Origin of the sequence: Halococcus sp. PRR34 (genome assembly GCF_028617175.1) — an archaeon.
Lineage (GTDB): Archaea > Halobacteriota > Halobacteria > Halobacteriales > Halococcaceae > Halococcus > Halococcus salifodinae.
In genome coordinates this window covers 155,053-181,905 of record NZ_JAQJDA010000005.1, presented here as the reverse complement: position 1 = coordinate 181,905, position 26,853 = coordinate 155,053, and the positions used below count along the sequence as shown (strand labels likewise).

The window sequence follows — 26,853 nt, the reverse complement described above, 5'->3', positions numbered from 1 at the left end:
CGATCCGATCATATGAATTATTCTCCTTATGGAGGGGAAACAGTCTGGTGAATCACTCACGTACGTCCATTGATGAGCGAACAGGAGTCCGCCGCGACCGAGTCCGGTATCGGCGAACCGTCCGACGAGTGGCGCGAGTACCATGGCGCGCCGACGGGCACCGAGATCGAATGTGAAGGCTGGCGACAGGAGGCCGCTCTCCGGATGCTCAACAACAATCTCGACCCTGAGGTCGCCGAAAATCCCGAGGACCTCGTGGTGTACGGCGGGACCGGACGGGCGGCCCGGAGCTGGGATGCCTACGACACCATCCTCGCCGAGTTGCGTGATCTCGGCGACGAGGAAACCCTCCTCGTCCAGTCGGGCAAACCAGTCGGCCGGTTCCCGACCCACGAGCGCGCGCCCCGCGTCCTCATCGCGAACTCGAATCTTGTAGGGAAGTGGGACGACTGGGAGCACTTCCACGAACTCGAAGCCGAGGGCAAGATCATGTACGGCCAGATGACTGCCGGCTCGTGGGCGTACATCGGCACGCAGGGGATCATCCAGGGAACCTACGAGACTCTCGCCGAACTCGGTCGTCAAGAATATGACGACGACCTCGAAGGCAAGATCGTCGCCACCGGCGGTCTGGGAGGGATGAGCGGCGCACAGCCGCTCGCAGTCACGATGAATCGGGGTGTCTGTATCGCCGCCGAAGTCGACACCCATCGGATCGAGCGCCGACTGGAGACGGACTACCTGATGGAGCGCGCCGAGAGCCTCGACGAGGCGCTCGCCGCCGCCGAGGCGGCAGCCGAAGCCGGCGAGCCGTACAGCGTCGCGGTCGAGATGAACGTCGCGGACATGCTCGAAGCGATGGATGACCGGGACTTCGTCCCCGACGTCGTAACCGACCAGACCAGCGCTCACGACGAGCTGGAGGGGTATTACCCGAGCGGCTACACGGTCGACGAAGCCGACGAGCTCCGAGAGAAAAATCCAGAGCGCTACGTCGAAGAGAGCCTCGACACGATGGAGCGCCACGTCGACGCCATCCTCGAACTCCAGGATCGCGGCGCGGTCGCCTTCGAGTACGGCAACAACCTCCGCGGGCAGGTCGAGGATCACCGCGGGCGTGAGGATGTCGACAGCGGCATGTGGCCGCTGTCGGGCAGCGATCCGGAGGATCGCCAGGCGTTCGACTTCCCAGGATTCGTGCCGGCCTACATCCGGCCGATGTTCTGTCGCGGCCGCGGGCCGTTCCGCTGGGCGGCGCTGTCGGGCGATCCCGCCGACATCCACCGTACCGACGAGGCAGTGACCGAACTGTTCCCCGAAAAGGAGTCGCTCGCCCGCTGGATCGACCTCGCCCAAGAGCAGGTGTCCTTCCAGGGCCTCCCCTCGCGGGTCTGTTGGCTCGGCTACCACGCCGAGGACGACGCCGACGGCCTCACCGAGCGCGCGCGGTTCGCACTCCGGATCAACGAGTTGGTCGCCGACGGTGAGATCAGCGCGCCGATTGTCGTCACCCGCGATCACCTCGACGCCGGCAGCGTCGCTAGCCCACACCGCGAGACCGAGGCGATGAAGGACGGCACCGACGCAGTCGCCGACTGGCCGATCCTGAACGCGCTGCTGAACTGCGCGGCGGGCGCGGACATCGTGAGCGTCCACGACGGCGGCGGCGTCGGCATCGGCAACGCGCTCCACGCCAACAACCACGTCGTGCTCGACGGCTCCGAACTGGCTGCCGAGAAAGCTCGACGCGTCTTTACGACCGATCCCGGTATGGGGGTGATCCGCCACGCCGACGCGGGCTACGAAGATGCCATCGACGAGGCCGACCAGTCGGACGTGGCGGTGCCGATGCGGGATCGACAATGAGCCTGCACGAGCCGCCGGCGTGGTCGGGTCCGTCGTCGGATCCGAACGACGAGCAGTTCGGCGACGTCGTCGAACCGGCAACGCTCGATCGCGCCGTCGAGTTCGACGCGGTGCTCGTCGGCGAGCCCTACGACGGCGCGGTGATCGGCCGGCGTGGCGCGCGCGAAGGACCGGCTGCACTCCGCGAAGCACTCGCCGGAATCAAAACCCACCACTTCGATGCAGGTCTCGTCGAATCGATCGGCGACCTCGGTAACGTCACGATTCCGGATGGCGATGTTAGCTCGGTCCAAGAGACCGTCCGCGAGACCACCCGCGAGATTCATGCCAGCGACGCGTTTCCGATCTTCCTCGGCGGCGACAACTCGCTCACGTACCCGAACGCCACACCGCTGCTCTCGGAGTCGCTCGGCGTCGTCAACTTCGACGCTCATCTCGACTGTCGTGAGGTCCGCGGAGAGCCGACCAGCGGGACGCCGTACCGACAGCTCCACGAGGCGGGTCTCGACGCCTACGCCTGCGTCGGGGCGCGTCACTTCGAAACCTCGACGGCGTACGCCGAGTACGTCGACGAACAGAACGGCGCGATCGTCACGAGCGAAGCGGTCGGCGACGATCTCGCTGGAGCGGTCGACCGCGCGCTCGACGCGATGGCCGGCGTCGAGACGGTCTACGTCAGTCTGGACCTCGACGTGCTCGACGCCACAGCCGCGCCGGGCGTGAGCGCACCCACACCCGGCGGGATCACGACGCGCGAACTCTTCGAAAGCCTCCGCCGTGTCGCGGCCGACGATCGCGTGGCGGGGTTCGAGGTCGTCGAGTGTGCGCCGCCGCTCGACACCGAGGGACGGACTGCCGCCGCGGGCGCACGAGCCGTCGCTCACTTTCTGACGGGGCACATGGAGGAACACGATGACTGAACTCACGACGCTCATTCACGATGCGAGCGAGATCGTCGTCGGACCTGGCGACGACGACACACTCGAACGATACGAGGACGCCGCTCTCGCCGTTGTCGACGGTCGCGTGGCCGCTGTCGGTCCGACCGACGAGATCGTTGCGGAACATCCGCCCGAGAACGCCAGCCATGCGATCGACGCCGATGGACGGAGCGTGATTCCGGGGTTTGTGGATTCACACACCCACGGCCTGTTCGCTGGCGATCGCTCCGACGAGTTCGCGGCGAAGCTCCGCGGGAAGGAGTATCAGGAGATCCTCGCCGAGGGCGGCGGCATTCTCCGAACCGTGCGCGCCGTCCGCGAGGCGAGCGACGAGCAGTTGCTCTCGAACCTGCTCGGCCATCTCGACACGATGCTCGCTCACGGCACCACCACAGTAGAGATCAAATCCGGGTACGGCCTCGACACCGAAACCGAACTCCGGATGCTCGACGTCATCCGGCGGGCCGACGATGCCCACCCGATTGACGTGGTCCCCACGTTCATGGGTGCACATGCCGTTCCCGAGGGGAGCGATGCCGAGGCGTACACGGAGCGAGTCCTTGACGACCAGCTCCCCGCAGTCGCCGACCAGGGGGTCGCCGAGTTCTGTGACGTGTTCTGCGAGGAAGACGTGTTCTCGGTCGCACAGTCTCGCCGGGTACTCGAAGCCGGCGTCGAACACGGACTCACGCCGAAAGTCCACGCCGAGGAGTTCGTCCGGCTCGGTGGCGCACAGCTCGCGGCCGATCTCGACGCGGCGAGCGCGGACCATCTGCTCCACGCGAACGCCGACGACCGTGCGGCGCTCGCCGACGCGGGCGTCACGCCAGTCCTCCTTCCCGGCACGGCCTTCTCACTCGGCGCGGACTACGCCGACGCGCGGGCGTTTCTCGACGAGGGAGGGTCGGTCGCGGTGGCGACCGATTTCAACCCGAACTGTCACTCTCAGAGCATGGGGTTCGCGATCGCGCTCGCCTGCGTCGGGATGGAGATGACGCCCGCCGAGGCGCTGCTGGCCGGCACTCACGGCGGCGCACGCGCGCTCGATCGTGCCGGCGAGGCGGATGGGGCGGACGGAGCGGACGGGGTCGGCACGCTCCGCGAGGGAATGGCCGCCGACGTGACCATCGTCGATGCACCATCGCACGTCCACGTGCCGTACAACTTCGGCGTGAACACCGTCGAAACGGTGCTTAAGCGCGGCGAACCGGTCTCGGGGATGGAGGGCAATCATGAGTGAGCGCGAACCAGTCGTTCTCGACGGCGCGTCGCTCACACCCGATGGCGTGGCTTCGGTTGCCCGCGACGACGCGAAGGTGACGATCGCCGAGTCCGCGCGCGAGGCCGTTCGGGAGTCCCGAGAGCGCGTTGAAGAGGTTCTCGAAAGCGGCGAGGCGGTCTACGGCCTGAACACCGGATTCGGCCAGCTCGTGACCGAACGCATCCCCGAGGGCGAGCGCGAGCGCCTCCAGACCAATCTCGTCCGGAGCCACGCGTCGGGCGTGGGTGACGAACTCGATCGCGAGGCGGTCCGTGCGATGATGCTCACCAGGATCAACGCCTTGGTGAAAGGGTATTCGGGCATCCGCGAGGTCGTCATCGATCACCTCGTGACGATGCTCAACGAGGGCGTCCATCCGGTCGTCCGGTCGCGGGGCAGCCTCGGCGCGAGCGGCGATCTCGCACCACTAGCCCACCAAGCCCTCGTCCTGTTGGGTGAAGGAACGGCCGAAGTGGACGGCGAGCGACTCGACGGCGAGGCGGCGCTCGCACGGGCAGGCCTCGAACCACTCTCGCTCGCCGCGAAGGAGGGGCTCGCGCTCATCAACGGCACCCAACTGTCCGTCGGGCTGGCCGCGCTCTGTGTCGTCGACGCCGAGCGCGCCGTTCGCGGAGCAGATGTCGCTGGCGCACTCACGACCGAGGTCTCGATGGGGACGACTGCCTCCTGCGATCCGGCGATTCAGGACGTGCGGCCCCACGACGGCCAGGCTGCGAGCGCGCGGAACGTCCGAAAACTCACCGCCGGCTCGGGGATCGTCGAGTCTCACCGCAACTGCGATCGGGTCCAGGACGCCTACTCGCTCCGCTGTCTCCCGCAGGTCCACGGCGCGGTGCGCGACGCGATCGCCCACCTCCGCGAGGCCGTCGAAAACGAATTGAATAGCGCGACCGACAACCCGCTCGTCTTTTCGGGGAGCGAGGTCGACGAACGCGCGAGCGGCACGGCGTCGGTCGGCGTGCTCTCGGGCGGCAATTTTCATGGGGAGCCGCTCGCGCTCCGGCTCGATTATCTCACGAACGCACTCACGGAGCTCGCCGCGATCGCCGAGCGCCGCACCGATCGGCTGCTCAACCCCAATCTCCAGGAGGATCACCTCCCACCGTTCCTCACGCCCGAAAGCGGCGTCCGCTCGGGCTACATGATCGCCCAGTACAGCGCCGCCACGCTCGTGAACCAGAGTCGATCGCTCGGGTCGCCCGCGACCGACAACACGCCCGTGAGCGGCGGTCAGGAGGATCACGTGAGTATGAGCGCCGAAAGCGCACACCACGCCCGGACCGCCGTCGAGAACGCGCTCGCAACTGTGGGGATCGAACTCCTCTGTGGCGCACAGGCGATGGAGTTCGTCGACGACGGTCTCGATCCTGGGGCGGGGACTGGCGCGGCCTACGACGCGATCCGCGAACACGTGCCGCCGCTCGACGACGACCGGCCGCTCCACACCGAGATCGAGATCGCGACGGAGCTGGTGGCCACGGGACGGCTCGATGACGCCATCGAGTGCGCTCTCGACGATACGATCGAGTGAGCGTCGTCGCTTCGTCGGGGTGATTCGGCGTCGTCTCGAACCTCCTCCTTTCTGGTCCTTGCTCGCACTTACGCGCTATGCGGGTACGTTTAAGTGACTGACACCGGTACCGACGAACCAACGACGATGAACGACGAAGAGACACCGTCTTCCATCGCGCCGAAACCTGACGAGGGAACGAGGGACGCTCTCCAAAATGTCGTCGCGGAGTTCGACTGTACGTCAGGCACGCTCCATCGAAAAGACGAAGACGGGTTACAGCTCGTCGCTTCCGTCGGTATTCCGGATTCCGTTCTTTCTCGGATCGAGACGATCCCGGTCGGCAAAGGAATGGCTGGATTGGCGGCCGAGCGAATGGAGCCAGTCGACGTCTGTAATCTACAGACGGACGACTCCGGCGTCGCCGAAGACGGCGCACGCGCGACGGGAATGGAAGGATCGCTTGCTGCCCCGATCATCGGAGAGGATGGCACGCTCGAAGGAACGATTGGGGTCGGTAAGCCGGAACAGTACGAGTTTACCGCCGAAGAACGTCAGGGGCTGATGAGCATCGGTAAGCAGATCGTCTCGCATGACAACGCAGAATAACCCGCCACTCGGTCAGGAACTCCGTGCTCGCCGTCAGTCCCGTGGTCTCCATCAGATGGAAGTCGCGCCCACTCTCGAAACCACGACGACCGTGGTCGCGGCGTGGGAGGACGGCGACCAGGTTCCGAGCGACGAACACGCGGCCGCGCTCGTGGAGCTGTTCAGCGAGAGCGAGCAGTCCTGATCGTCGACCGAACGGCGAGCGAGTGACGGCTAGCAGCAGTCCGCTTTCGGACGGGAGCGAGAGAGAAAGAGAGCGATCCAGATCAATGTACGAGCCACTCGAAGGAGCGCTCTTCTCACGCGATGAGAACTCGCTCCCACAAAGCGTATGCTGATTTTGGCAAATCGAGACGTATGAGGCGTCGTTCGCTACTTACCGGGATTGCAGGGACGCTGTCCCTGTTTGCGGGTTGTACTGGTGACTCACAGTCTGGTTCGGGAAACGACACGACGACAGCTCCGGAGGACGGTTCTGGCAAATCCACCACTACCCGTTCCACGGCAGAGACTACAGAAACGGTCTCGCCACCGGCCTCGACAGAGACAGCAAAGCCAACCGCCACACGTATCACGCGGACGAGTTCCGGATGCAGAAAGACAGCCAGCACTCCAGGGACAGCGATTGTCGAAGCAAGTCCCGTTGTCCTTTCTATCGAGAACACCACAAATGCACAGCGAACGGTAGCGACAACGGTCACTCTGCTGCCGAAAACCGCGACCGTTCGACCCTCCGAGGAAGCACCACACGAACCGCGTGATCTCACGGCGTCGCCAGTGTTCTCTGCAACCACCGAACTGCAGACAGGAGGAGTCAAATCCTACAGATGCATCGGGGTTGACGATTCCTCGCGCGCGTATCAAATCATGGTGCAAGCCGGAGAGAATCCGAGCGCCGCGTACGATTGGAGCCGAGATACGGGTGAACTGACCGTCGACATCACGGATTCGTCCATCGAGTTTTCGACCTGAAGCGGAGAGTAACTGCTCTCGTGGCGTTCCGCGAAGTGGGCACGCCTCGCAACGTTTGTAACCCGACGGACGGTGGGTGCGGTATGTCCCTCCTCTCGATCTTCGCGAGCGCCATTCTCCCGATCGTCACGATCGCGGCAGTCGGTTTCGTTCTCGGTCGCGTGCGCTCGATCGCAGTCGACCCGCTCAACACCGTGACGATCTACGTGCTGGCCCCGGCGCTCGTCTTTCACAGCATCGCGACCACCGACATCGGTGGGGAGACGCTCGTGAAACTCGTCGTGGGCGTCGTCGGATTCATCCTCGTCATGGCGATGGCCGCGGAGATCGTCGGGCGCGCGCTCGGCGAGGACGAACCCATCCGGAGCGCGCTCGTGCTCGTGAGCTCCTTTTCGAACTCGGGCAACTTCGGCATCCCACTTTCGGCGTTCGCGTTCGGGGTGGTCGGCCGCGCGACCGCCGTGGTCTATCTCGTCGGCCAGAGCGTCGTGGTCTACACCGTGGGCGTCTATCTCGCCTCCCGTTCCGGCGGCGACGGCGGGTTCGGCTCGGTCAAGCGGGTGTTCGAACTTCCCCTCGTCTACGCGGTCGTGCTCGCGGCGCTTGTGCGCTGGCTCGGGGTCGTCCCGCCCGCCGACGGCACCACGATGAGTACGCTAAAACTCGTCGGCGACGCGGCGATCCCGCTGATGTTGTTGCTCGTCGGTATCCAGCTCGCGAACACGAACTACGGCACGGCGGTCGCACGCGTCGGCACCGCGAACGCGCTCAAACTCGTGGTCGCACCGGTCGTCGGGTTCGCGATCGCGGCCCTGCTCGGTTTCGAGAACACGACGGTCGCACGGGTGTTCGTGCTCGAATGCGCCGCGCCCGCGGCGATCACCCCGCTCATTCTCGTGATCGAGATGGGAAGCGACCGCTCCGTGGGCGGCATCACCGCCCCCGAGTACGTCAGCGCCGCCGTCCTGACCACGACGCTCGCGAGCGTCCCCGTCCTCACCGGCGTGATCGCGGTGCTCGAAACCGATATGATCGGTTCGCTGCTCTGAACCCCTACAGCTGGAACTTCCCGCTGGCGATGCTGTGGGCGACCATCGCCAGGTACTCGACCCACACCGGCTTCGCGTTCGAGGCCGTCCCGGCTTCCGTGCGATGCCGGTGGAGGTCCTCCCACACCGTTGCGAGCCCGAATGCGGCGTGTGCTCGGTAGAACCGCTCGTTCGCGAACGGGCGGGCCGTTCGCTCCTCGTAGCGAGCGACCAACTTCCGTCGGCTGGGGCTGCCAGGCCGCGCGGTAAACGGACTCAACCCGTTTTCGTTCGCGGCTTTCACCTCCGCTATCGTGTCTTCGTTCGGGTACTTCGCTTCGAGCTCGTCGATCGATAGCGTCGGGTCGCCGTCGTCGCGCCATCGGAGCAGCAGGTAGCCGAGTTCGGTCAGCGGATCGCCGAGGAAGGCGGTTTCCCAGTCGAGAACACCCGAAACCTCCGGTTGGTCCGTCTCGGCGAAAAGCACGTTGCTCGGCCTGAAATCCCCGTGAACGAGCGTCGTCGCCGATGCCGATGGAGCGTTTCGCTGGAGCCAGTCTCCGACGGATCGAAGCGTCGGGAGGTCGTGCCCCGTCACGCTCGTCGCTTCGTCGAGTCGCTCGGTGGTGCGAGCGACCTGTTCCTGTGGCGTTCGGCGTTCGCAGATGCCCTCGAACCGTTCGGCGTCCAGCGAGTGGATGTCGGCGAGCGTGTCGACCAGGCGAGTGGCCACTCGACGGCGCGCTCCGTCGTTGCGAAACCGCTCGGGCAGATCAGCGCCCAGTCGGATCGCCGCGCCGTCGAGATACGTCGTCACGAAAAACGGATCACCGATGAGCGATTCGTCGTCGCAGAACAGAATCGGGGATGGAGTGGGTATCCCGGTGTCGTTGAGCCGTTGCAGCAGTCCGTATTCGGTTTGCAGATCGTTGAACAGGCTGGTGTGCCGCAGCTTGTTCGGTCGACGCAGAACGTACGCCCGCTCGGCTTCCTCGGTCGAAATCGCGATGGACAGGTTGAGTCCGTCGTGGAGCACCGCGGTTTCGATCACGCCCGTGTCCAGCTCTTCTGCGAGGTATGATTCGAGTTCGATCGTGTCGATGTCCGCATCTGTCATGACTGGAGAAACACGTCGAATCGAATAAACCCTCGGCGGGCTGGAACCGCGATCGGCGATCGGCTCCACGTTCGGTTCGATCCAGCAGTTCGCTTCGTCCCTGGTAGCGTGCAGGCAGGCGATCGAACGTGCTGGCTAACTCGCTTGTCCCCGAGGCGTTCGACGAAGCCCGCGAACCGATGTCATTCTTGAGGCTACCCCAGTGTTTAACATTATCTACCGTCAAAAATACGCATGGCTGCCGAGGAGGCTTCCGATACAGCCGACTTTTCGACATCGGTCGACACGCTGGGCCACGACCACACCGACGTCGCCGAGCACCGTGCGCTCGCCGCCGATCTGCGCGAGGCGGTGCGCGGCGAAGTGGGGTTCGACGAATACTCCCAAGTGCTCTACGCCACCGACGGCAGCATCTATCAGGCGCGACCCGCGGGCGTGGTCCGCCCGCGCGACGTTGAGGACGTGCGGGCGGCAGTGCGGATCGCCGCCGAGCACGATACACCCGTGCTCCCGCGCGGCGCTGGATCGTCGCTCGCGGGCCAGACCGTTGGCCCCGGTTGCGTCGTGCTCGACTGCAGCCGTCACATGGACTCGATCCTCGATGTCGATCCCGAGGAGCGGACCGCGACCGTCCAGCCGGGCGTCGTCCAGGATCACCTCGACGCCCACCTCGACGAGTGGGGACTCAAGTTCGCGCCCGATCCCGCTTCCTCGAACCGTGCGACGATCGGCGGCGGGATCGGGAACAACAGTACAGGCGCGCACTCGGTCCGGTACGGCATCACTGACGCCTACACCGAGGAACTCCGGGTGGTGCTCGCCGACGGCTCACTGATCCACACCCGCGAGGTCGTGCTCGACAGTCCGGAGTGGGAGGCGCTCGTCGGCAAGGACGACCGCGAAGCAGCACTCTATCGCACAGTTCGCGATCTCGTCGAGGAAAACGCCGAGGAGATCGCGGAGCGCTATCCGAGCCTGAAGCGGTCGGTGTCGGGCTACAACCTCCACAAGGTCGTGTACGAAAACGACGACGGGGAGGAGGTAATCAATCTCTCGAAGCTGTTCGTCGGCGCGGAGGGGACCCTCGGCGTCGTGGTCGAGGCGACGCTCGGCCTCGTCACGAAACCCGACTCGACCGCGCTTGCACTCTACTGTTTTTCAGACCTCGTGGACGCGATGGCCGCCGTCCCCGAAGCGCTCGACTTCGACGTGAGCGCGGTCGAGCTGATGGACGACGAGGTGTTCCGGCTCGCGGGCGACTCCACCGAGTTTTCTCAGTACGTCGATCCGATTCCCGAGGGCACGGCAGCGGCGCTGATGCTGGAGTTCGACGCCGAACTGTGCGACGACTTCGAGGCCGCCATCGAGGGAACGAACGCCCACTTCGTGGAACAGGGTGCGGCGTTCGACGTGCTGGAAGCGTACTCGGCCGCGGATCAATCGAAGCTCTGGAAACTCCGGAAGGCCGCGATCCCGCTGCTGATGAGTCTGGAAGGCGATCCCAAACCCTACCCGTTCATCGAGGACGCCACCGTTCCGCCGGCGGAACTCGCGGAGTACGTCGTCGAGTTCGAGGCAATCCTCGACGACCACGACACCTCGGCGGCGTACTTCGCCCACGCCGGGTCGGGGACGCTCCACATCCGGCCGATCCTGAATCTCAAAGAGGGCGAGGGTATCGAGGCGATGCACTCGATCTCCGAGGACGTCACCTCGCTCGTCATGGAGCACGACGGAGCCTTCTCGGGCGAACACGGCGACGGCCTCGCGCGCACCGAATTCAATCCGAAGATGTACGGCCAAGACCTCTGGAGTGCGTTCCAGGAGTTGAAACTTGCCGCCGATCCGGATCGACTGATGAACCCCGGAACGGTCGTCTACTGGGACGAAGACGACGAGAGCGCGCCGGCGGACGGACGCGGCGTCGGCGTGGACATGCGCGAGAACCTCCGATACGGTGCGGAGTATTCGTCGCTCGAACCGCAGACGACGATGGCGTTCGACGAGAGCGCAAGCGACGAGGTCGGGAGCGACGGGAGTGGGGACGGCGGGGGGTTCTCACACCTCGTCGAGCTCTGCAACGGCTGTGGGACCTGCCGCCAGACCGACAGCGAGACGATGTGTCCGACCTATCGCGCTTCGCGCGAGGAGATCCAGACCACCAGGGGCCGGGCGAACCTCCTCCGAGCGGCGATTTCGGGAGAGCTTCCCCAGGAAGAGCTCTACTCCGAGCGATTCCAAGAGGAGGTGCTCGATCTCTGTGTCGGCTGCAAGGGGTGTGCGAGCGACTGTCCGACCGGCGTCGACATGGCCAAGCTCAAAACCGAGGTCAAACACCAGTACCACGAGCGCGAAGGGATCGACCGCCGCGAGCGCCTGTTCGCGAACGTCGACCGACTCGCGGCGCTCGGGAGTCGGTTCGCGCCGCTCTCGAACTGGCTCCCGAAACTGCCGGGGGCACGGGCTGCGATGGAGAAAACGATGGGAATCGCCCGCGAGCGCGAACTTCCCCAGTTCACGCGCGAATCCCTCGAAGACTGGTTCGACGCGCGCGGCGGTGCGGCGATCCCGCTCGCAGAGGCCGAGGCGAAGGTCCTCCTCTTCCCCGACACATACACCAACTACAGCCATCCCCGGCCAGGGAAGGCGGCGGTGCTGGTGCTGGAGGCTGCCGGCGTTCACGTCGAAATCCCCGACGACGTCGCACCGAGCGGTCGGCCCGCCTACTCGAAGGGGTTGCTCGACGTCGCCGGCGAGCGCGCGCGGACGAACGTCGAAGCGCTCGATCCGCTCGTCCGGGACGGCTGGGTGGTCGCGTTCGTCGAACCCTCCGACGCAGTGATGTTTCAGGACGAGTATCTCGATCTGCTCCCCGACAGCGAGGCGACGACGCGGGTTTCCGAGAGTGCCTACGGCGTGCTCGAACACCTCGACCGATTCCGACTCGACGATCGGATCGATTTCACCGCGCCCGACACGTCGCTCACGTACCACGGCCACTGCAACCAGAAGGCGCTCGCGAAGGACCACCACGCGGTCGGCGTCCTGCGGCGGGCGGGCTACGACGTCGATCCGCTCGATTCGGGCTGCTGTGGGATGGCCGGCTCGTTTGGCTACGAGGCCGAACACTACGATCTCTCACAGGCGATCGGGAACATCCTCTTCGATCAGGTCGATGCGAGCGACGGCGATCGAGTGGTCGCACCCGGCACCTCCTGTCGCACCCAGCTCGGCGACCAGGCCGACGAATCGCGGCCACGCCACCCGATCGAGGCGGCCGCGGTGGCGCTCGATCGCTGACGACACCCCGAAACGTTCGATCACGCCGGTGGGGAGAGTCAGCGGTCGTGACTCCGAGACTCACCGCCGAGCGTTTGAGTCCTCGTTCCCGAGCGCTTGTTTCAGGAACGACATCCAACGTTTCCGATCGGCGGCCTCGTTCGCGTCGGCCTCGCGCTCGATGTCAGAGGTTCCGAGATCACCGAGCGCGTTCAGCGCGCGGTCGATGCCGACGATGCTCTCGACCAGCCGCTCGCCCTCTTCGTGCGGGATGTCGGCGTCTTCGAGGAGCTGCTTGCGCTGGAGGCGTTCGCGTCGGAGGTTCTTTTTCGCCTGCTCGACCCGGTCGCGATCGCTTGCCGGCACCGACTCGCGTGATCGCGTTTCGAAAACGAACTCCCGGAGCGCGAGCCGATCGCCCTGAACGTCGATCGTCTCGGGAATCGACGCTCCCACGGTCGCGCCCTCGCGCTCGACCCGCGCGAGGAGCTGTTTTCGCTCGTATGGTTGCATGGAGGCTTTCGGAGCCACCGAGGTTTCACTTCGTCGGGCGCGCTCCGTCGTTTCGGTCGTCCGGGCGCTACACGACCGTTCGGCAGTCCCGCTCGTCCTCCGGAACCCAACCGATTTTAGCCGGCGTCACTAACCCACGGTAAATGGCGACGTGCGACCAGTGTGGTCGGAGCGAGAACATGCCGTATCACTGCCAGCACTGCGGCGGCACCTACTGCGGCGAGCACCGCCTCCCCGAGAACCACGGCTGCCCTGGGCTCGACGACTGGGACGATCCCTCGGGTATCTTCGACAGCGGCTTCGACGATAGCGCCGACAACCGCGGCGGCCGGTCGTCGTCGGGGCGGCTCTCCGGGGTCCTCGATACCGGTGTCGGCGGGCCGCTCGGGTTCTTCCGTGGGAACATGACCTTCGTGTTCCTCGGGCTGATGTTCATCACGTTCGGCCTGCAGTACATCGTTGCACCGGTGTTCGATGTCGGGCCAGACCTCTGGAGTGCATTGTTCGTGATTTCGCCGGAGCACCCCCTATATGTCTGGACGTGGTTCACGTCGATCTTCGCCCACGGCGGCCTCTGGCACCTCCTCGTCAACGCCATCGTGATCTACTTCTTCGGCCAACTGGTCGAGGAGTACGTCGGGTCGCGGGATTTCGCCCTCCTCTTTCTCGGGAGCGGCGTGCTCGCTGGCCTCGCTCAGATGGGGGTCGGGATCGTACAGAACGATCCCACGGGTGCGCTCGGTGCGAGCGGCGCGGCCCTCGCCATCCTCGGTGTGCTCACGGTCCTGAACCCCGATCTCCGGGTCTATCTCTACTTCTTCATCCCCGTCCCGATCTGGCTGCTCACCGTGGGGTACGCCGCGGTCTCGGTTTCGGGAGCCCTCGGCGTCCCGATCCTCCCCGGCGTCGCCAATATCGCCCACCTCGCCGGCCTCGTCATCGGACTCGCCTACGGCCAGCACGTCAAGGGCCGGGTGAACGCACGGAACCGCCTCCAGTTCGGCGGCGGTCGCGGCGGTGGCGGGATGGGTGGCCGCGGGCGCGGCCCGTTCTGAAATGAAACCCGTCCGCCCCGCGTTCGTTCCCGATCCGTCGGCCTCACGCGAGGCGATGGAAGCCCTCCAGCGGGAGATCGCCGCGGCCGCGGCCTTCGCCGACGATTTCGGATTCGATTCGGCAGCGGTATCGACGACCGCCGCCACGCATACCCTCGATTCGATCGCCGACGATCGAACGGCCGCAGGCCCGTCGCACGACGACCCACCGACCGTCGTCGGTGTCGATCAGGCCTTCCTCGACGATCGGGCGGTCGGAGCGATCGTCGCCCTCCGCGGCGGTGAGGTGATCGAACGCGCCCACGCCGTCGTCGATCTCGAATTCCCCTACGTTCCCGGTTTGCTTTCCTTCCGAGAAGCCGGTGCGATCCTCGCGGCGTTCGAGAACCTCGACGTCGAGCCGGATCTCGCGGTGTTCGACGGCAGCGGTCGGATTCACTACCGCGAGGCCGGTCTCGCGACTCACATGGGCGTCACGCTCGATCTGCCGGCTGTCGGCGTCGCCAAGGGACTGCTCTGTGGCGCGCCCCAGGGATCGCTCGACGACCTTCCCGAGGGAACGCGCGTCGCCATCGCGGCCGACGACAGTGTCGAGACAGCGGACGACGTCGATACCGTCATCGGCTACGCGCTCCAGACTCGCCAGTACGACTCCGGAAATCGACACATCAACCCGGTGTATGTGAGTGCGGGCCACCGTGTCGGCGGCGACACGGCCGCCGATCTCGTCGAACGGCTCTGTGATGGGTACAAGCTTCCCGAACCGACGCGACTCGCCGACAGCTATGCCGACGAGGTGAAGCGCGATCACAGTGGCTGAGGGTTCCGACACCGTGGCTGTGACGCACGATCGCGACGACGAACGGCGGAAGTTAACTACCCGGCCCGAGAGTGCGATGATATGACCACGAAGACCGTGCTGATCACCGGCTGTTCGTCGGGCATCGGTCGCGCGACCGCCGAGGCCTTCCGCGACGAGGAGTGGACGGTGTACGCGACCGCCCGCGACGAGGACGATCTGTCGGCGCTCGACGACACCGGCTGTGAGACCGCAGCGCTCGACATCACCGACGACGAGGCGGTGACGGCCGTGATCGATCGCATCGTCGACGACACCGGTCGAATCGACTGCCTCGTGAACAACGCTGGCTACGGCCAGTTCGGCCCGATCGAGGACGTGCCGATCGGCCTCGTCCGCGACCAGTTCGACGCCAACGTCTACGGCCCGCACCGACTGACGCGCGCCGTCCTCCCACATATGCGCGATCGGGGGACAGGAACCATCGTGAACGTCTCTAGCACCGCCGGCCGGTTCGCTACGCCCGCCAAGGGCGTCTACGCGGGCTCGAAGTTCGCGCTCGAAGCCATGACTGACGCGCTCCGCACGGAGATCGCGGATTATGGGATCGACGTCGCGGTCGTCGCGCCGGGACCGGTGAACACCGACTTCGAGGACCGCGCCGCAGACGAACTCGCCGGCCTCGAACGCTCGGGCGCGTACGAGACGTTCTACGATCTCCTCGACGATTCGCGCACCGTCGTCGAGGGCGGTGTGGGAACCGTCTCGCCCGCCGAGGTCGCCGAGGCCGTCGTCGATGCGGCAGTCTCACCGAACCCGCCCGCGCGCTATCCCGTCGGACCGCTCGCGAGCCTCGCCGAGTACGCCCGCTTCCTCCCCGCCGGCGTCCGAAACCAGCTCTACAGTCTCGTCCGTCGCGTGGTGTAGACAGCGACCGTCATCTTCTCGGGTTCGTTCGTTCCGCTCGCTTCGCTCACGTCACTCACTCATCCACCGTCAGAGCTTCGCTCTGACGAGCCTGCACTCGCTCCGCTCACGGCTCACTTCGTTCGCCGTCTTCTCGCGGGCCGAAGGCCCGCTCGAACGGTTCGCGAGACCGAAGGTCTCGCGCTATTCGCATCGAGGTGCTCCCTATGGTCGCACCTCGCACCGCTCGCACAGACCTCACACGGGAGTTGCGCGCCCGCTGCTCGCGGGCGCGCAGCCGCGCGCCACAGCACCTCGAAATTCGATCGGCACAGTCACTCGAAGAATTCGGCCAGCCGTCGAGCCGCGTTCGTAACATCGGGCGTGACGAGTGCGAACCGGAACCAATCCTCACGAGTTTCACCGAACGTCTCACCGGGCATCCCGGCGACGCCGGCTTCGTCGATCAGCCGCTCGGCGTTCGCCATCGTGCCCGGGAACCCCGCAAAGCGCGCCATCACGTAGAACGCACCGTCTGGAGTAGTGTACTCCGCTCCCGAATCGTCGAGCGCGTCGGTGAACGTCGCGACGCGCTTTTCGAGCCGATCGCGGTTCGCGGCGTAGTACTCGCGATCGGTCGAGCGCAGTGCTTCGAGGACGGCGTACTGCGCCGGACGGCTGCCGGTGACGTTCGCAAGCATGTGTCGTGTGCGCGCCGCGTCCCGGAGCGCCGGCGGGAAGATTCCGTATCCGACCCGAAACCCCGTGATCGCCATCGATTTCGAGAAGGAGTTGGTCACGACGCGATGCGCCGAATCAACGCCGAGCGCGCTCGAAAAGTCGCCCGAGAAATCGAAGTGGTCGTACACCTCGTCGCTCACGAGCACCGCGCCACAGTCCTCGGCGATCGCGACGAGTTCGGTCATCGTTTCTTCGGGGTAGACCGCCCCCGTCGGGTTGTTTGGCGTGTTGACGACGATCGCGGCGGTGTCCGAGTTGGCGCGCTCGCGGACGGCCGCTGGATCGAGCCGGCCATCGTTGTCGACCGGCACGGATCGCGGAACGCCGCCGAGGAGCCTCGTCTTGCCGGGATAGTAAGGGTAGACCGGATCGGTGAGGAGTACTTCCGAGCCCGCATCGCGATCGAGCGCCGCCGCCAGCGCGAGGTGGTTCGCCTCGCCCGCACCGTTCGTGACGATCACCGACTCGGGTTCGACGTTTCGCCTGGCGGCGATTTCCTTTCGGAGTTCGGCCAGTCCCTCGCTCGGCGGGTACTGGTAGTCCGCCCCACCGAGATCGGCGTACTCGTGGAGTCCCTCGGCGATCCCGGCGGGGGCCTCCCAGTCGGGGTTGCCGCTCACCATGTCGATCACGTCGCGGTCGGCGGCCGCCGCGTACTGCATCACCCGGAAGAACTGCGGCGTCTCGTAGTTCATACTCGTGTACTGGCCCGGCCCGTACTCGGTCTTTCGCCTCGATGCTCTGTCACTCAAGGTGTTCAGGGACCACTCGCAGTCTCCAACGCTACTGTCGCCTCGCATGCCAGACGAATCCCGTCACAAATGAGAACCGCAGGCCACACGCCTCCCCAACCGATTCCTTCGCTCGTTCACTCACTCAGTCATCCCTCGCACGAGAGTTGCGCGCCGACAAGCGGCGTCTGCTCACGGGCGGCGCGAGGCGGCGAAGCCGCCTCGAATTCGCGGCGCGTAGCGCCGCGCATGGCCCGTTCGCACGGCCAGCGGGACGGCAAGCCGTCCCGCTCGGCGCAGCCGCGCGCCACCGTTCCTCCAAGGCACCCAACCCCCCGACTTCTTGTCCGAGAGGAACGACTGATCGCACATGGCCCAGGACCCGAACGAACCACCGATCGAAGAGCGCCTCGGCGACGCACTCCGGGAGACCGACGCGACGATCGCGGTCGCAGAGTCGTGTACTGGGGGACTGGTCGGCTCGCTGCTCACCGACGTCCCGGGATCGAGCGACTACTTCGATCGCTCGCTCGTGACCTACTCCTCGCGGGCCAAGCGCGCGCTGCTCGCCGTTCCGCGCGAAGATTTGGATGCCCACGGCGCGGTCAGCGCGCCGGTCGCCCGCGCGATGGCACGCGGCGCGCGCGACACCGCCGACACGACGTGGGGCGTCGCCACGACCGGCATCGCGGGGCCCGACGGCGGCACCGACGAGAAACCCGTCGGCACAGTTCATGTCGGCGTCGCCTACGCCGGCGGATGGGGAACTGGCGACTCGGCTGCGGCGACCGAACACCATGTTTTCGAGGGGTCGCGCCGCGAGGTCAAGCGAAAAATCGCCGAGCGCGCGCTCGCGGCGGTGCTCGAACAGCTCGACGAGCGCCGGAACCCGAACTCGAACGACACGGCTTAACCGCTGCCGGGCGTCGGGGTATTCGATGAACGGGATGAGTTGTCGGTCACGATGAGTCAGGAGGCATCCGGACGATGAACAAGAAGGGCCACGTCCTGAACGCGCTCGTGTTGAGCGTCGGACTCGCATACCTCGCCCATCCTGCGGGCGACGCCGCCACCGCGCGCGCAGTCGTTGGGTTCGCGGTCCCGGTGGTGCTCGGGGCGCTGGTCCCCGATATCGACACCGCGTTCGGGAGCCATCGGAAGACGTTCCACAACCTCGCGACGCTCGGGCTGTTCGTCGCGTACCCGCTCTACTTCGACAACCTCGAACTGGTGTGGATCGGCGTGGCGACCCACTACGTGCTCGATCTGCTCGGGACGAAGCGGGGACTCGCGCTGCTGTACCCGCTCGACAGCACCGAGTTCGATCTCCCGGTCGGCGTCCGAGTCAGCAGCCGGTACGCAACCGTGGTGGTCCTCCTCATCACCGGCGTCGAGATCGCCGTCGCCGCGGTGCTCGCGGCCGACGCTCCCCAACAGCTTTTCACCGACGGCCTGCGCGCGGCGGGCGTGTTCTGACGCCTGCTCGCCAGTGTCTCGACGGCGCACCGACCCGCGATCGTCCAGCACAGAACAGAACTGGTATGGGCTACGCGCCAGTCGTCCCCACGAGTGATGGGTTCATCGAAACACGCTGTGGTCGTCGCCTGCCTCGTCCTCGTGGCGTCGGTCGCGGGTGTCGTCGGCGTCGCACCCGTCGGCACCGCGAGCGCCCAGTCCGGGGGCGGCCCGATCCCGATCGATTCCTGTCGGACGATCGCCGACGACGGCAGCTACGTTCTCACCGAAAACGTCACGAACAGCTCCGCCGACACCTGCATCCAGATCCTGTCGAGCGACGTCGTCTTCGACGGCGGCGGTCACACGATCGATGCCGGGCCGAACGCGGCCTCGAACGCCACTAACGGAACGAACGGGACGGCAAGCGTCGGTGTCCGAGTCAACAACTCGCTCACGACGACCGCGAACGTCACCGTCCGAAACGTGACGACGACCGACTGGACGTCCGGGGTCGCCTACCGCGACGTGAACGGCGGAGTCATTCAGGACGTCAACGCGAGCGCGAACGCCCGCAACGGGGTCCAACTCGTGGGATCGGACGACACACGGCTCGAAAGCGTCACCGCGGTCAACAACAGCCGATGGAGCCTCTACACCGCAGGCAACGCCACGAACACCCAAGCGACGAACCTCACGACCCGCTCGGCGACGGTTTCGTTCACCGCGAGCGACGTCGCGTTCACGGGCGTCTCCAACCCGCCGCTCGGCACCGAAAACCGAACGAACGTCGGCCAGTTCCTCGGTGCGGTCGCCACCGCGCCGAACGCCTCGCTCGAACTCACCGTCCCCTACACCGACGAGACCGTTACCAGTGCGAACATCACCGAGCGATCGATCCGACTATGGAACTACGACGGCACCTGGCAGCAGGTTCCCGGCGTGAACTACGTCAACCTCACCAGCAACCGCGTCGTGGCGACCGTCCCATCCCCGGAGAACGCGTCGGTCCTCGCGCCGCTGGGCAAGACTGAGACCCCGACCCCAACACCAACGCCGACGGCGACCGCGACGCCGACGCCAACAGCAACGGAGACGACGATCGCCACACCGACCACGACGACGGGTGGGAATGACGAATCGGGTGGGACGACCGCAACGAACGGGACCACCAACGAATCCGGGGACAACAGTGGCGCGTTCGGCCCCGGATTCGGGACGAGCGCCGCCATCGCCGCCGTCCTCGGAGCCGCCGTCCTCGCGCTTCGCCGCCGCTAGATCGTATTGTTTTGCCGCCCACTCCGCTCTCGGATCCCGACGATCAGTAAACGGACAGCTCGTCGAACCGACCTTCGTAGTGCTCGCGCTGCGGATGGGTCGCCGTTCGGCCGGGGAGGACGAGCCGATCGAACTTCCCCCACGAGTTCTCGTAGCCGAGATGGGCGAACTCCGCTGCCCGCCGGATGCAATGGATCGCGCCACGACGTTGCTGAACTCGGCGTGGCGCGTCTTCGGTAAACGCCGCCACGAGGTCGGCCTCGGTCTCGATCGACTCGTCGAACGCGGTCCAGATCTCGCCGACGGTCCCGCGACGGTGGGCGTACGACGAGCCGAAGGCGGGGAGTGCGAACCGATCGGCGATCTCGCGCGCCCGCCGGGCGTGATGCGGCCAGTATTTTGCGTTGTCGATCTCGACGGCATCGATGGTCGCGCGGTGGCGATCGATGGCGGCCGCGTCGAGGCCCACGTTCAGGAACTCGGGATGGGGGACCAACACCGCCGCGTTCTGGCGGCGGAGTTCGGCCATCGTTCCATCGAGCGTGAGGAAGTCGGGTACTGGATCGGCAAGGCCGATCGCGAGCACGTGCTGGCGATCCCGCCACGACCCGGTGAACAGTTCCCGACCCGGCACCACCAGCAGATCGTCGTCGGAAAACGCGCGGGCTCTGGCCCGAATCTCGGGCAGGCGGGTGAAATGCGGCGCGTACACCACGACGTCGAGACCGTAGCGTTTGGCCCGGCGGACCACTCGCTGATCGAGGACTTTGACGTGGACGTCGATGCGGGACTCGCTCACGGCTGACCTACAGTTCCGGTTCTCGCAGACGGCGGTTAACTCGTTCGACCTGTGGTCGTGACTCCATCGAATCGTGCCCGTTCGATTGCATCAGGTGGGCCGTCCCGCGACGACGCGATGACGATGGCGTCCGACCGATAGCTCTCCACTTGCTGGTCGGGCCACACCGAGGTCGTGACGCGACGATTGGCCTTACTCCGGCGGCCGTGTCGCCGTCGTCTCGCGGACAAACACGAGTCCGTCGAACGCCTCGGTGAGCGATCGCCACTCGTTGTGTGTCGCCTGACCGTCCGCCGCGTCGTCGGCCGGCCCGTCAGAACCGTAGTAGACGGCCCCGAGTTCACGCTTGGCATGCGGCTCGTCGAACCACGCCCGTTCCTGGGCGTCGAGCGTGCCGAAATCGAGAAACGCCAGCTCCGCGCCGATCGCAGCGAACGCACGTGTCACCGAATCGGCCGGCGGCTCGTCAAGTGACCACGTGGCACGCTCGCTGTCCTCGGTCAGTCGAACACCGATAGCGCGAAACTCGCCGCCGAGGAAGTCGAACCCGAGCGGGTAGTAGTCCTCGCCGTACCGATCGGCGAGACGGTTCCCGAGCGACGCCACCGCACCGAACCGCTTGGCGTGGTTTTCCGTCCGGCAGAGATGACTGTCGTGGGCCCACAGCGCCAGCCGGTCGGAGGATTCGCGGTCGAGGAGCCAGTCGACGTTATCCGCCATCGCCGCTTCGCGGACCCGCATTGCGGCCTCCTGACTCTCGCTCTCGTAGGCGACCCGTCGGGCCCGCGCTTGCTCGATGGTATCGAGACACCGGCGGGCGAGGGCGGTCGTCCGCTCGCTCGTCGCGGCGGCGTACGCCGGGGCCCGCTCATCGAAGGCAGTCGTGAGCCGTTCTATCAGTCGGTCCGTGGCGTCTGGACCGTGGGCGCTCATGTGCTCCTCGGTGGTCTCACCCTTGTCATCTGCCGCGGCGAGATCCGCGTCTACCGCGGCGCACAGATCGGGGTCGGCCGTGGCGAGGAACGCGTCAAGTCGTCCGACCGCGCCCGAGGTGTACTGTGCGTCGATACCGTGGAAGCGCACCCGATCGTCGAGCGGTCGTCCCTCGTTGAACCCGCGGAGCCACTTGGCGAGCGCGACGACCGATTCGGTGTTCCACGTCCAGAAGTACATCCCGTCGAGTGCTTCCTCCGGTGTACCCTCGCCGTGGAGTACGTAGTCGTTCATCGCGAGCGTCTCGGGCAGGTTCGCCTCGATGGCGAACAGCCGGAGACCCTGCCGCTCGACGAGGCCGCGGACGAGCCGGTGTTTCAGTCGAAAGAACTCCCGCGTTCCGTGGGTGGCTTCGCCGAGCCCAACGATACGTGCGCCGGCGAGCGCGTCACCGATCGGTTCTAGATCCGTGAGATCGGCCGTGGGATCGGTGGTTTCGATCGTCGTCGCTCGGTCGGCGAGTCGGTCCGCGACGGCGGCCAGTTCGTTCCGTCGGTCGTCGGTCGATTCGTCCGGTTCGTCGGTAGTTGTGTCGTTCGTCATGTGTCGTGGAAGGGTCTGTGATTGGCTGCGAGACGTGCCACGCCCGTTGCGGTCGCTGACCGCTAGTCGGCGTAGAAAGCGGGCTCGGCCCGGCGTCGACGGCGCTGTGACGATCGGAACGAACGACAGCGCGGGACGGACCCGTTCAGACGAACCGGAAAATCATGCGATTTACGCATCATGCAGCGAAGAGTAAAAACCCGTCGGCGGTGCGGACAGGGAAGACGACGGTCCGTATTCATCGACACGGCGGCCCAGCCGCTTTCGACGCACGAACGCCAGAAGACTTATTTCGAGGGTTCGACAGACTGAACTATGGTTGGCGAGTCGTCGAAAATCGGGCGACGAACGGTCCTCTCGATCGGCCTGAGTGCGATCCTCGCCGGATGTGTTCGCGGGGATGGTGGGTCGGCCGACCCCACCACGATGCGGTCCCGGGAGTCGTCGGGTTCGCCGGAACCGACAACCACAGCGAATCGATCGCCAGCAACGACTTCGGATATCACCACTCGGGGCACGGAACCGGGTGAGGTGAGTGAGACGTTCATCCAGATCAACTCGACGCGGAACCGGGCACAGGAGACAGCGACCATCGGCGACGACTCCTCCGGCGACGGCTCCGGAACGATCACCGTCTGGAACGACGCCGGGACGTCCCGAGCGGTTCGGACCACCGTTTCGGAACGCGATGGCAACGCCGTCTTCGAAGAGACGTTCCGGCTCGAACCCGACGCTTACGCCGAGATCGGGGTCGCAAAGCCCGAAGAATACACGCTCGGTGTCGGTGTCGGTGGCGACGAATCAACGACGATCGATTTCGTGGTCGACACCTGCAACAGCCTCGGCGTCAAGGTCGCCGTCCGACGGGACGGAACGGTAGAGTCAACGCAGATATCGACGCTCGTGGGCTGTGCGACGCTTCTCGCAACGAACGCTGCTGACTGAATCGAACGATCGTACCCCGATAGTGGAACGTTCAGGACGGCGATTCAACGTTCTTCCGCGTTCTCACGGGTGAAACCCGCCGTTCGGGTGTTCGAGGAGCTATCGCTCCTCGCTATATTCAGCGCGACTCCGCCGCGCTGACTGCTTGAGGAACGCTTTCAGCGTTCTTCCGAGTCCAACACGCGGATCTGGTCGCCACGAACCGTGACCGGGATCGGAACGGTCGCCTCGTAGAGTTCGACCGTCACCTGGTCTTTGCCCTCGTCGATGCGCTGGACCTGGGCCTTCTCGCCCTTGAACGGGCCGGCGATGAGCTCGACGATGTCGCTTTCGGCGATCCCCTCGACGTCGGGTTTCGGCGAGAGGAAGTGTTCGACCTCCGCGATCGAGGACTCGCCCGGCACGAGATTTCTGGCGTGGGGGATCTCGTCGAGCACGCGTTCGAGGATCGCGTGGTCGTCGGCCTCGACCATCACGTAGCTCGTGAGCGAGTCGGGCGCGAGCGCGGCGTGGATGTCGTTTTCTTCGCGATTCATGATCATGTCCGCCACCGTACGCTCCTGGCTCGCGGTGGTCTTCACGGCGTACACGCTCATCTCAGAGTCCTCCCGGCACGAAGCCCATCACGAGGGCGATCAGGAACCCGAGGATGCCCACGAGGACGATCCCCGCACCCGCGATGAGCGCGATCTGTGAGAACTCCTCCCAGTCCGGTGTGCTGGCGAGTTTCAACACTCGCGTATAGCTCGAAAGGTCGTACTTGATGTCCATTTGTAGCCGATAGCCCCCGGAAGGATTTCTATCTTGTGACACCGAACGACCACCGCGTGGTTCGATCCCGAGAACACGAGATAGATACCGCCTCGCCAGCAACCTATCGGAGTTGATGAATCAACGACGCCGTGGAGGAAATCGATGGTAACGTTACGAGTGGCTGTCGGCGTTCTCGTCGTGGTTCTCGGTGCCGTCACGGCTCCGATCGGGGTCGCTGGCGCACAATCGACCACCGGAATCGACTCGTGTGCCACGATCGATACATCGGGAACGTACACACTCACGACGGATCTCTCGGCCGACGGCGACGAATGTATCCAGATTGTGGCGAGCGACGTTACTCTCGATGGCGACGGCCACCGGATCACGGGTGGTGATTCGGGCGTCGGCGTCGCCGTCGCAGGAGCGTCGACGCTCTCCGGCGTCACGGTCACGGGGGTGGAGACGGCGGGCTTCACCCGTGGTGTGCTCTTTCGGAACGTCGAGAACGGGACGATAGCGGACATCACCGCAACCGGCGCGACCGAGGGTATCACGCTACTTGACACCGATCAGACCACCGTTCGGGGGAACACCGTCCGGACGAACGGTCTCGGGATCCAGGTCAAACAGTCGAGCGACAACACGATCACGGAGAACACGGCAAACGACAACAAATACGGTCTGCACGTCCAGCGCGCCAGCACCGGCAATCGGTTCGCGGACAACACTGCGATGAACAACTCCCTCTGGGATTTCTACTCGGACAAGTTCACGCCGGGCAGCGATTCGAACACCACGGTGACGAACCTCGACATGGGGCCGGTGACGGTCGATATCTCGGGGACGAACGTCGGCGTGCGCGCGCTCGGTGTCCCCGATAACGCCCCGTCCGACCAGCAACCCGTCGGGACGACCATTCGGACGACCGTTTACGGTGATACGGGGTCGCTCTCGCTCTCGGTCCAGTACACAGACGACGACGCGAGCGGCGTGAGCGAGTCCTCACTCGCACTCTGGAGTAGCGATGACAACGGCAACGCGTGGTCGAAGCTCGACGGTTCGGCAGCCGATCCGGAGGCGAACACCGTCTCCGCGGATGGCGTCCCCCAGCCCGCGACGATCGCGGTCTTCGGCTCGGAAGGAAGCGCGACGGCGAGCGCGACGCCGACCGAAACATCGACGCCGACACCTACTGCGACACCGACGCCAACCCCGACTGCAACGCCGACACCAACACCAACTCCGACCGCGACACCGACACCAACACCCACCGCAACGTCGACGCAAACGCCGACTCCGACCGCGACGCAAACGCCGACCGCCACGCAGACGACGACCGCAACCGCCACGGCAACCACGACAACACCACCGGAAACGACGATCGGAACGACACGCGCATCGACGACAACGACTCACCCGTCGACGACCACAACCGGTGTGGCGAACGCCAGCGATGCGAGCACGAACGAAACGTCGACATCGTCGAGTAATGGTCCGGGATTCGGCCCCGCCGCGGCACTGATCGCGGTACTCGCAGCCGTCGTGCTGGCGACCAGACGGAACCAGGGTCGCTGAGAACTGCGATCTACTCTACGTAGTCGATGTCGTTGTCGACTCGACCGGTCTCGTCGGCGAGGTCGGACTGACCGTAGATCTGGGGCGATTCGACGCCCGTCACCACGATCATGGTCTCCATCGTGCCGCTGAAGCTCTCGTCGACCGACGCGCCCCAAATGATCCGGGCGTCGGGATCGATCCGGTCGTAGATCTCCTCGACGACACCCTCTGCCTCCTCGATACTCATGTCGGGACCGCCGACCACGTTGACCAGCGCGGAGCTCGCGCCCTTGAACTCCACATCCAAGAGCGGCGAGCGAAGCGCCGACTGGATCGAGTCGCGGGCCTTGTTCTCCGAGTCGGACTCGCCGAGTCCGATCATCGCGACGCCGCCGTTCTCCATCACCGTGCGAACGTCGGCGAAGTCGACGTTCACCAGACCGGGTTTGGTGATGAGTTCGGTCATCCCCTTGACCGAGCGCATCAGCACACGATCACAGATGGTGAACGCGTCCTGGAGCGGGAGGTTCGGCGCGTATTCGAGCAGCCGGTCGTTCGGGACGACGATCACGGTATCGGAGACCGCACGGAGTCGTTCGAGGCCGGCGTCGGCGTTCGAGCGCCGACGTTCGCCCTCCGCGGTGAACGGGATCGTGGCGATCGCGATCGTGAGCGCGCCCGCCTCCTGGGCGGCCTGGGCGACCACCGGGGCCGCACCGGTACCGGTGCCGCCGCCGAGGCCCGCCGTCACGAACACCATGTCCGAGCCATCGATCGACTCCCGGATGTCGTCCAGGGTCTCACGCGCGGCCTCCTCGCCGATTTTTGGTACTGAGCCCGCGCCACGCCCACCGGTGCGCTCGCGGCCCATCAGGATCTTGGTGTCGGCCTGGACCTGTTCGACGAGGTGCTGAGCGTCGGTGTTGGCGGCGACCAGTTTCGCGCCGTGGATCCCCTCCTTGTCCATCCGGGTGACGGTGTTCGAGCCCGCACCGCCACAGCCGACCACCGTGATCTGTGTCTTGAGATCGTCGACGACTCCCGCGAGCTCTTCGTTGGTCATCGTGCCCCTCTCGCGCTCGCCCGCTGGTGTCTCGCGGCCGTCGCGCTCGTCGTTCGCCGGGGTCTCGTCGATGGCATCCTCGATGATCGAATCCATTTATGACCGCATGACGCAC

24 protein-coding genes are annotated in these 26,853 nt (G+C 65.7%); 16 read left to right on the top strand and 8 right to left on the bottom strand.

From position 1 onward, the window contains the following. Nucleotides 1-72 precede the first annotated feature (72 nt). The 7 genes from hutU to PHA81_RS08705 all read left to right on the top strand — a co-directional run bounded on the left by hutU (nt 73) and on the right by PHA81_RS08705 (nt 8,229). A complete protein-coding gene (hutU, locus tag PHA81_RS08735; RefSeq protein WP_273836485.1) occupies nt 73-1,866 on the top strand; it encodes a urocanate hydratase in 1,794 nt (597 codons plus the stop codon). Further along, complete coding sequence (gene hutG, locus PHA81_RS08730; protein ID WP_273836483.1) at nt 1,863-2,786, top strand: formimidoylglutamase; 924 nt, start codon at nt 1,863-1,865, stop codon at nt 2,784-2,786. The genes hutU and hutG overlap by 4 nt, the downstream gene beginning before the upstream one ends. Continuing rightward, a complete protein-coding gene (gene hutI, locus PHA81_RS08725) occupies nt 2,779-4,047 on the top strand; it encodes an imidazolonepropionase (protein WP_273836482.1) in 1,269 nt (422 codons plus the stop codon). The genes hutG and hutI overlap by 8 nt, the downstream gene beginning before the upstream one ends. Then, a complete protein-coding gene (gene hutH, locus PHA81_RS08720; RefSeq protein ID WP_273836480.1) occupies nt 4,040-5,620 on the top strand; it encodes a histidine ammonia-lyase in 1,581 nt (526 codons plus the stop codon). Before hutI ends, hutH begins: the two co-directional genes overlap by 8 nt. Before the next feature lie 126 nt (nt 5,621-5,746). Further along, nucleotides 5,747-6,208, top strand: coding sequence for a GAF domain-containing protein (locus tag PHA81_RS08715; RefSeq protein WP_273836477.1), 462 nt, complete (start codon nt 5,747-5,749; stop codon nt 6,206-6,208). After that, a complete protein-coding gene (locus PHA81_RS08710; RefSeq protein WP_273836476.1) occupies nt 6,192-6,392 on the top strand; it encodes a helix-turn-helix transcriptional regulator in 201 nt (66 codons plus the stop codon). The genes PHA81_RS08715 and PHA81_RS08710 overlap by 17 nt, the downstream gene beginning before the upstream one ends. 871 nt (nt 6,393-7,263) lie before the next feature. Next, a complete protein-coding gene (locus PHA81_RS08705; protein ID WP_273836475.1) occupies nt 7,264-8,229 on the top strand; it encodes an AEC family transporter in 966 nt (321 codons plus the stop codon). A gap of 4 nt (nt 8,230-8,233) precedes the next feature. Here PHA81_RS08705 and PHA81_RS08700 read toward each other — a convergent pair whose 3' ends face one another. After that, nucleotides 8,234-9,325, bottom strand: coding sequence for a phosphotransferase family protein (locus PHA81_RS08700; RefSeq protein ID WP_273836473.1), 1,092 nt, complete (start codon nt 9,323-9,325; stop codon nt 8,234-8,236). 234 nt (nt 9,326-9,559) lie between these two features. On the opposite strand from PHA81_RS08700, the gene PHA81_RS08695 reads away from it, so the two are divergent. Continuing rightward, nucleotides 9,560-12,625 (top strand): FAD-binding and (Fe-S)-binding domain-containing protein, encoded by a 3,066-nt coding sequence (locus tag PHA81_RS08695; protein WP_273836472.1) that lies wholly within the window; start codon nt 9,560-9,562, stop codon nt 12,623-12,625. Nucleotides 12,626-12,685: 60 nt separating this feature from the next. On the opposite strand, the gene PHA81_RS08690 is transcribed toward PHA81_RS08695, so the two are convergent. Further along, nucleotides 12,686-13,117 (bottom strand): DUF5788 family protein, encoded by a 432-nt coding sequence (locus PHA81_RS08690; RefSeq protein ID WP_273836471.1) that lies wholly within the window; start codon nt 13,115-13,117, stop codon nt 12,686-12,688. A 143-nt stretch (nt 13,118-13,260) separates the two neighbouring features. On the opposite strand from PHA81_RS08690, the gene PHA81_RS08685 reads away from it, so the two are divergent. The 3 genes from PHA81_RS08685 to PHA81_RS08675 all read left to right on the top strand — a co-directional run bounded on the left by PHA81_RS08685 (nt 13,261) and on the right by PHA81_RS08675 (nt 15,898). Then, nucleotides 13,261-14,172 carry a rhomboid family intramembrane serine protease gene (locus PHA81_RS08685; protein ID WP_273836470.1) on the top strand — a complete coding sequence of 304 codons (912 nt, stop codon included), beginning with the start codon at nt 13,261-13,263 and terminating at the stop codon, nt 14,170-14,172. Nucleotide 14,173: 1 nt separating this feature from the next. Next, nucleotides 14,174-14,992: an endonuclease V gene (locus PHA81_RS08680; RefSeq protein ID WP_273836468.1), complete on the top strand. Its 819-nt coding sequence runs from the start codon at nt 14,174-14,176 to the stop codon at nt 14,990-14,992. An 81-nt stretch (nt 14,993-15,073) separates the two neighbouring features. After that, complete coding sequence (locus PHA81_RS08675; protein WP_273836465.1) at nt 15,074-15,898, top strand: SDR family oxidoreductase; 825 nt, start codon at nt 15,074-15,076, stop codon at nt 15,896-15,898. Nucleotides 15,899-16,212: 314 nt separating this feature from the next. Here the strand turns inward: PHA81_RS08675 and PHA81_RS08670 are convergent, their stop codons facing one another. Further along, entirely contained in the window at nt 16,213-17,313 is a 1,101-nt protein-coding gene (locus PHA81_RS08670; RefSeq protein WP_273836538.1) for a pyridoxal phosphate-dependent aminotransferase, read from the bottom strand. 406 nt (nt 17,314-17,719) lie between these two features. Between PHA81_RS08670 and PHA81_RS08665 the strand changes: the two genes are divergently transcribed. The 3 genes from PHA81_RS08665 to PHA81_RS08655 all read left to right on the top strand — a co-directional run bounded on the left by PHA81_RS08665 (nt 17,720) and on the right by PHA81_RS08655 (nt 20,082). Continuing rightward, entirely contained in the window at nt 17,720-18,262 is a 543-nt protein-coding gene (locus PHA81_RS08665; RefSeq protein WP_273836463.1) for a CinA family protein, read from the top strand. Between the two features lie 74 nt (nt 18,263-18,336). Further along, complete coding sequence (locus PHA81_RS08660) at nt 18,337-18,825, top strand: metal-dependent hydrolase (RefSeq protein WP_005042128.1); 489 nt, start codon at nt 18,337-18,339, stop codon at nt 18,823-18,825. Nucleotides 18,826-18,921: 96 nt separating this feature from the next. After that, nucleotides 18,922-20,082: a copper-binding protein gene (locus PHA81_RS08655; protein WP_273836460.1), complete on the top strand. Its 1,161-nt coding sequence runs from the start codon at nt 18,922-18,924 to the stop codon at nt 20,080-20,082. Between the two features lie 43 nt (nt 20,083-20,125). Here the strand turns inward: PHA81_RS08655 and PHA81_RS08650 are convergent, their stop codons facing one another. Together PHA81_RS08650 and PHA81_RS08645 are read right to left on the bottom strand one after the other, a co-directional pair. Beyond that, complete coding sequence (locus PHA81_RS08650) at nt 20,126-20,881, bottom strand: PHP-associated domain-containing protein (RefSeq protein WP_273836459.1); 756 nt, start codon at nt 20,879-20,881, stop codon at nt 20,126-20,128. Between the two features lie 192 nt (nt 20,882-21,073). After that, nucleotides 21,074-22,417 (bottom strand): erythromycin esterase family protein, encoded by a 1,344-nt coding sequence (locus tag PHA81_RS08645; RefSeq protein ID WP_273836457.1) that lies wholly within the window; start codon nt 22,415-22,417, stop codon nt 21,074-21,076. Nucleotides 22,418-22,732: 315 nt separating this feature from the next. Here PHA81_RS08645 and PHA81_RS08640 point away from each other — a divergent pair, with 315 nt between their 5' ends. Then, a complete protein-coding gene (locus PHA81_RS08640; RefSeq protein ID WP_273836455.1) occupies nt 22,733-23,362 on the top strand; it encodes a hypothetical protein in 630 nt (209 codons plus the stop codon). Between the two features lie 158 nt (nt 23,363-23,520). On the opposite strand, the gene PHA81_RS08635 is transcribed toward PHA81_RS08640, so the two are convergent. Together PHA81_RS08635 and PHA81_RS08630 are read right to left on the bottom strand one after the other, a co-directional pair. Further along, on the bottom strand, nt 23,521-23,958 hold the full coding sequence (locus PHA81_RS08635; protein WP_005042118.1) for a transcription elongation factor Spt5: 438 nt from the start codon (nt 23,956-23,958) through the stop codon (nt 23,521-23,523). Between the two features lies 1 nt (nt 23,959). Then, on the bottom strand, nt 23,960-24,133 hold the full coding sequence (locus PHA81_RS08630; RefSeq protein ID WP_005042116.1) for a protein translocase SEC61 complex subunit gamma: 174 nt from the start codon (nt 24,131-24,133) through the stop codon (nt 23,960-23,962). A gap of 144 nt (nt 24,134-24,277) precedes the next feature. Between PHA81_RS08630 and PHA81_RS08625 the strand changes: the two genes are divergently transcribed. Beyond that, nucleotides 24,278-25,693, top strand: coding sequence for a right-handed parallel beta-helix repeat-containing protein (locus PHA81_RS08625; RefSeq protein WP_273836450.1), 1,416 nt, complete (start codon nt 24,278-24,280; stop codon nt 25,691-25,693). Between the two features lie 10 nt (nt 25,694-25,703). Here PHA81_RS08625 and ftsZ read toward each other — a convergent pair whose 3' ends face one another. Then, complete coding sequence (ftsZ, locus tag PHA81_RS08620; protein ID WP_005042113.1) at nt 25,704-26,834, bottom strand: cell division protein FtsZ; 1,131 nt, start codon at nt 26,832-26,834, stop codon at nt 25,704-25,706. Between the last annotated feature and the right edge of the window lie 19 nt (nt 26,835-26,853).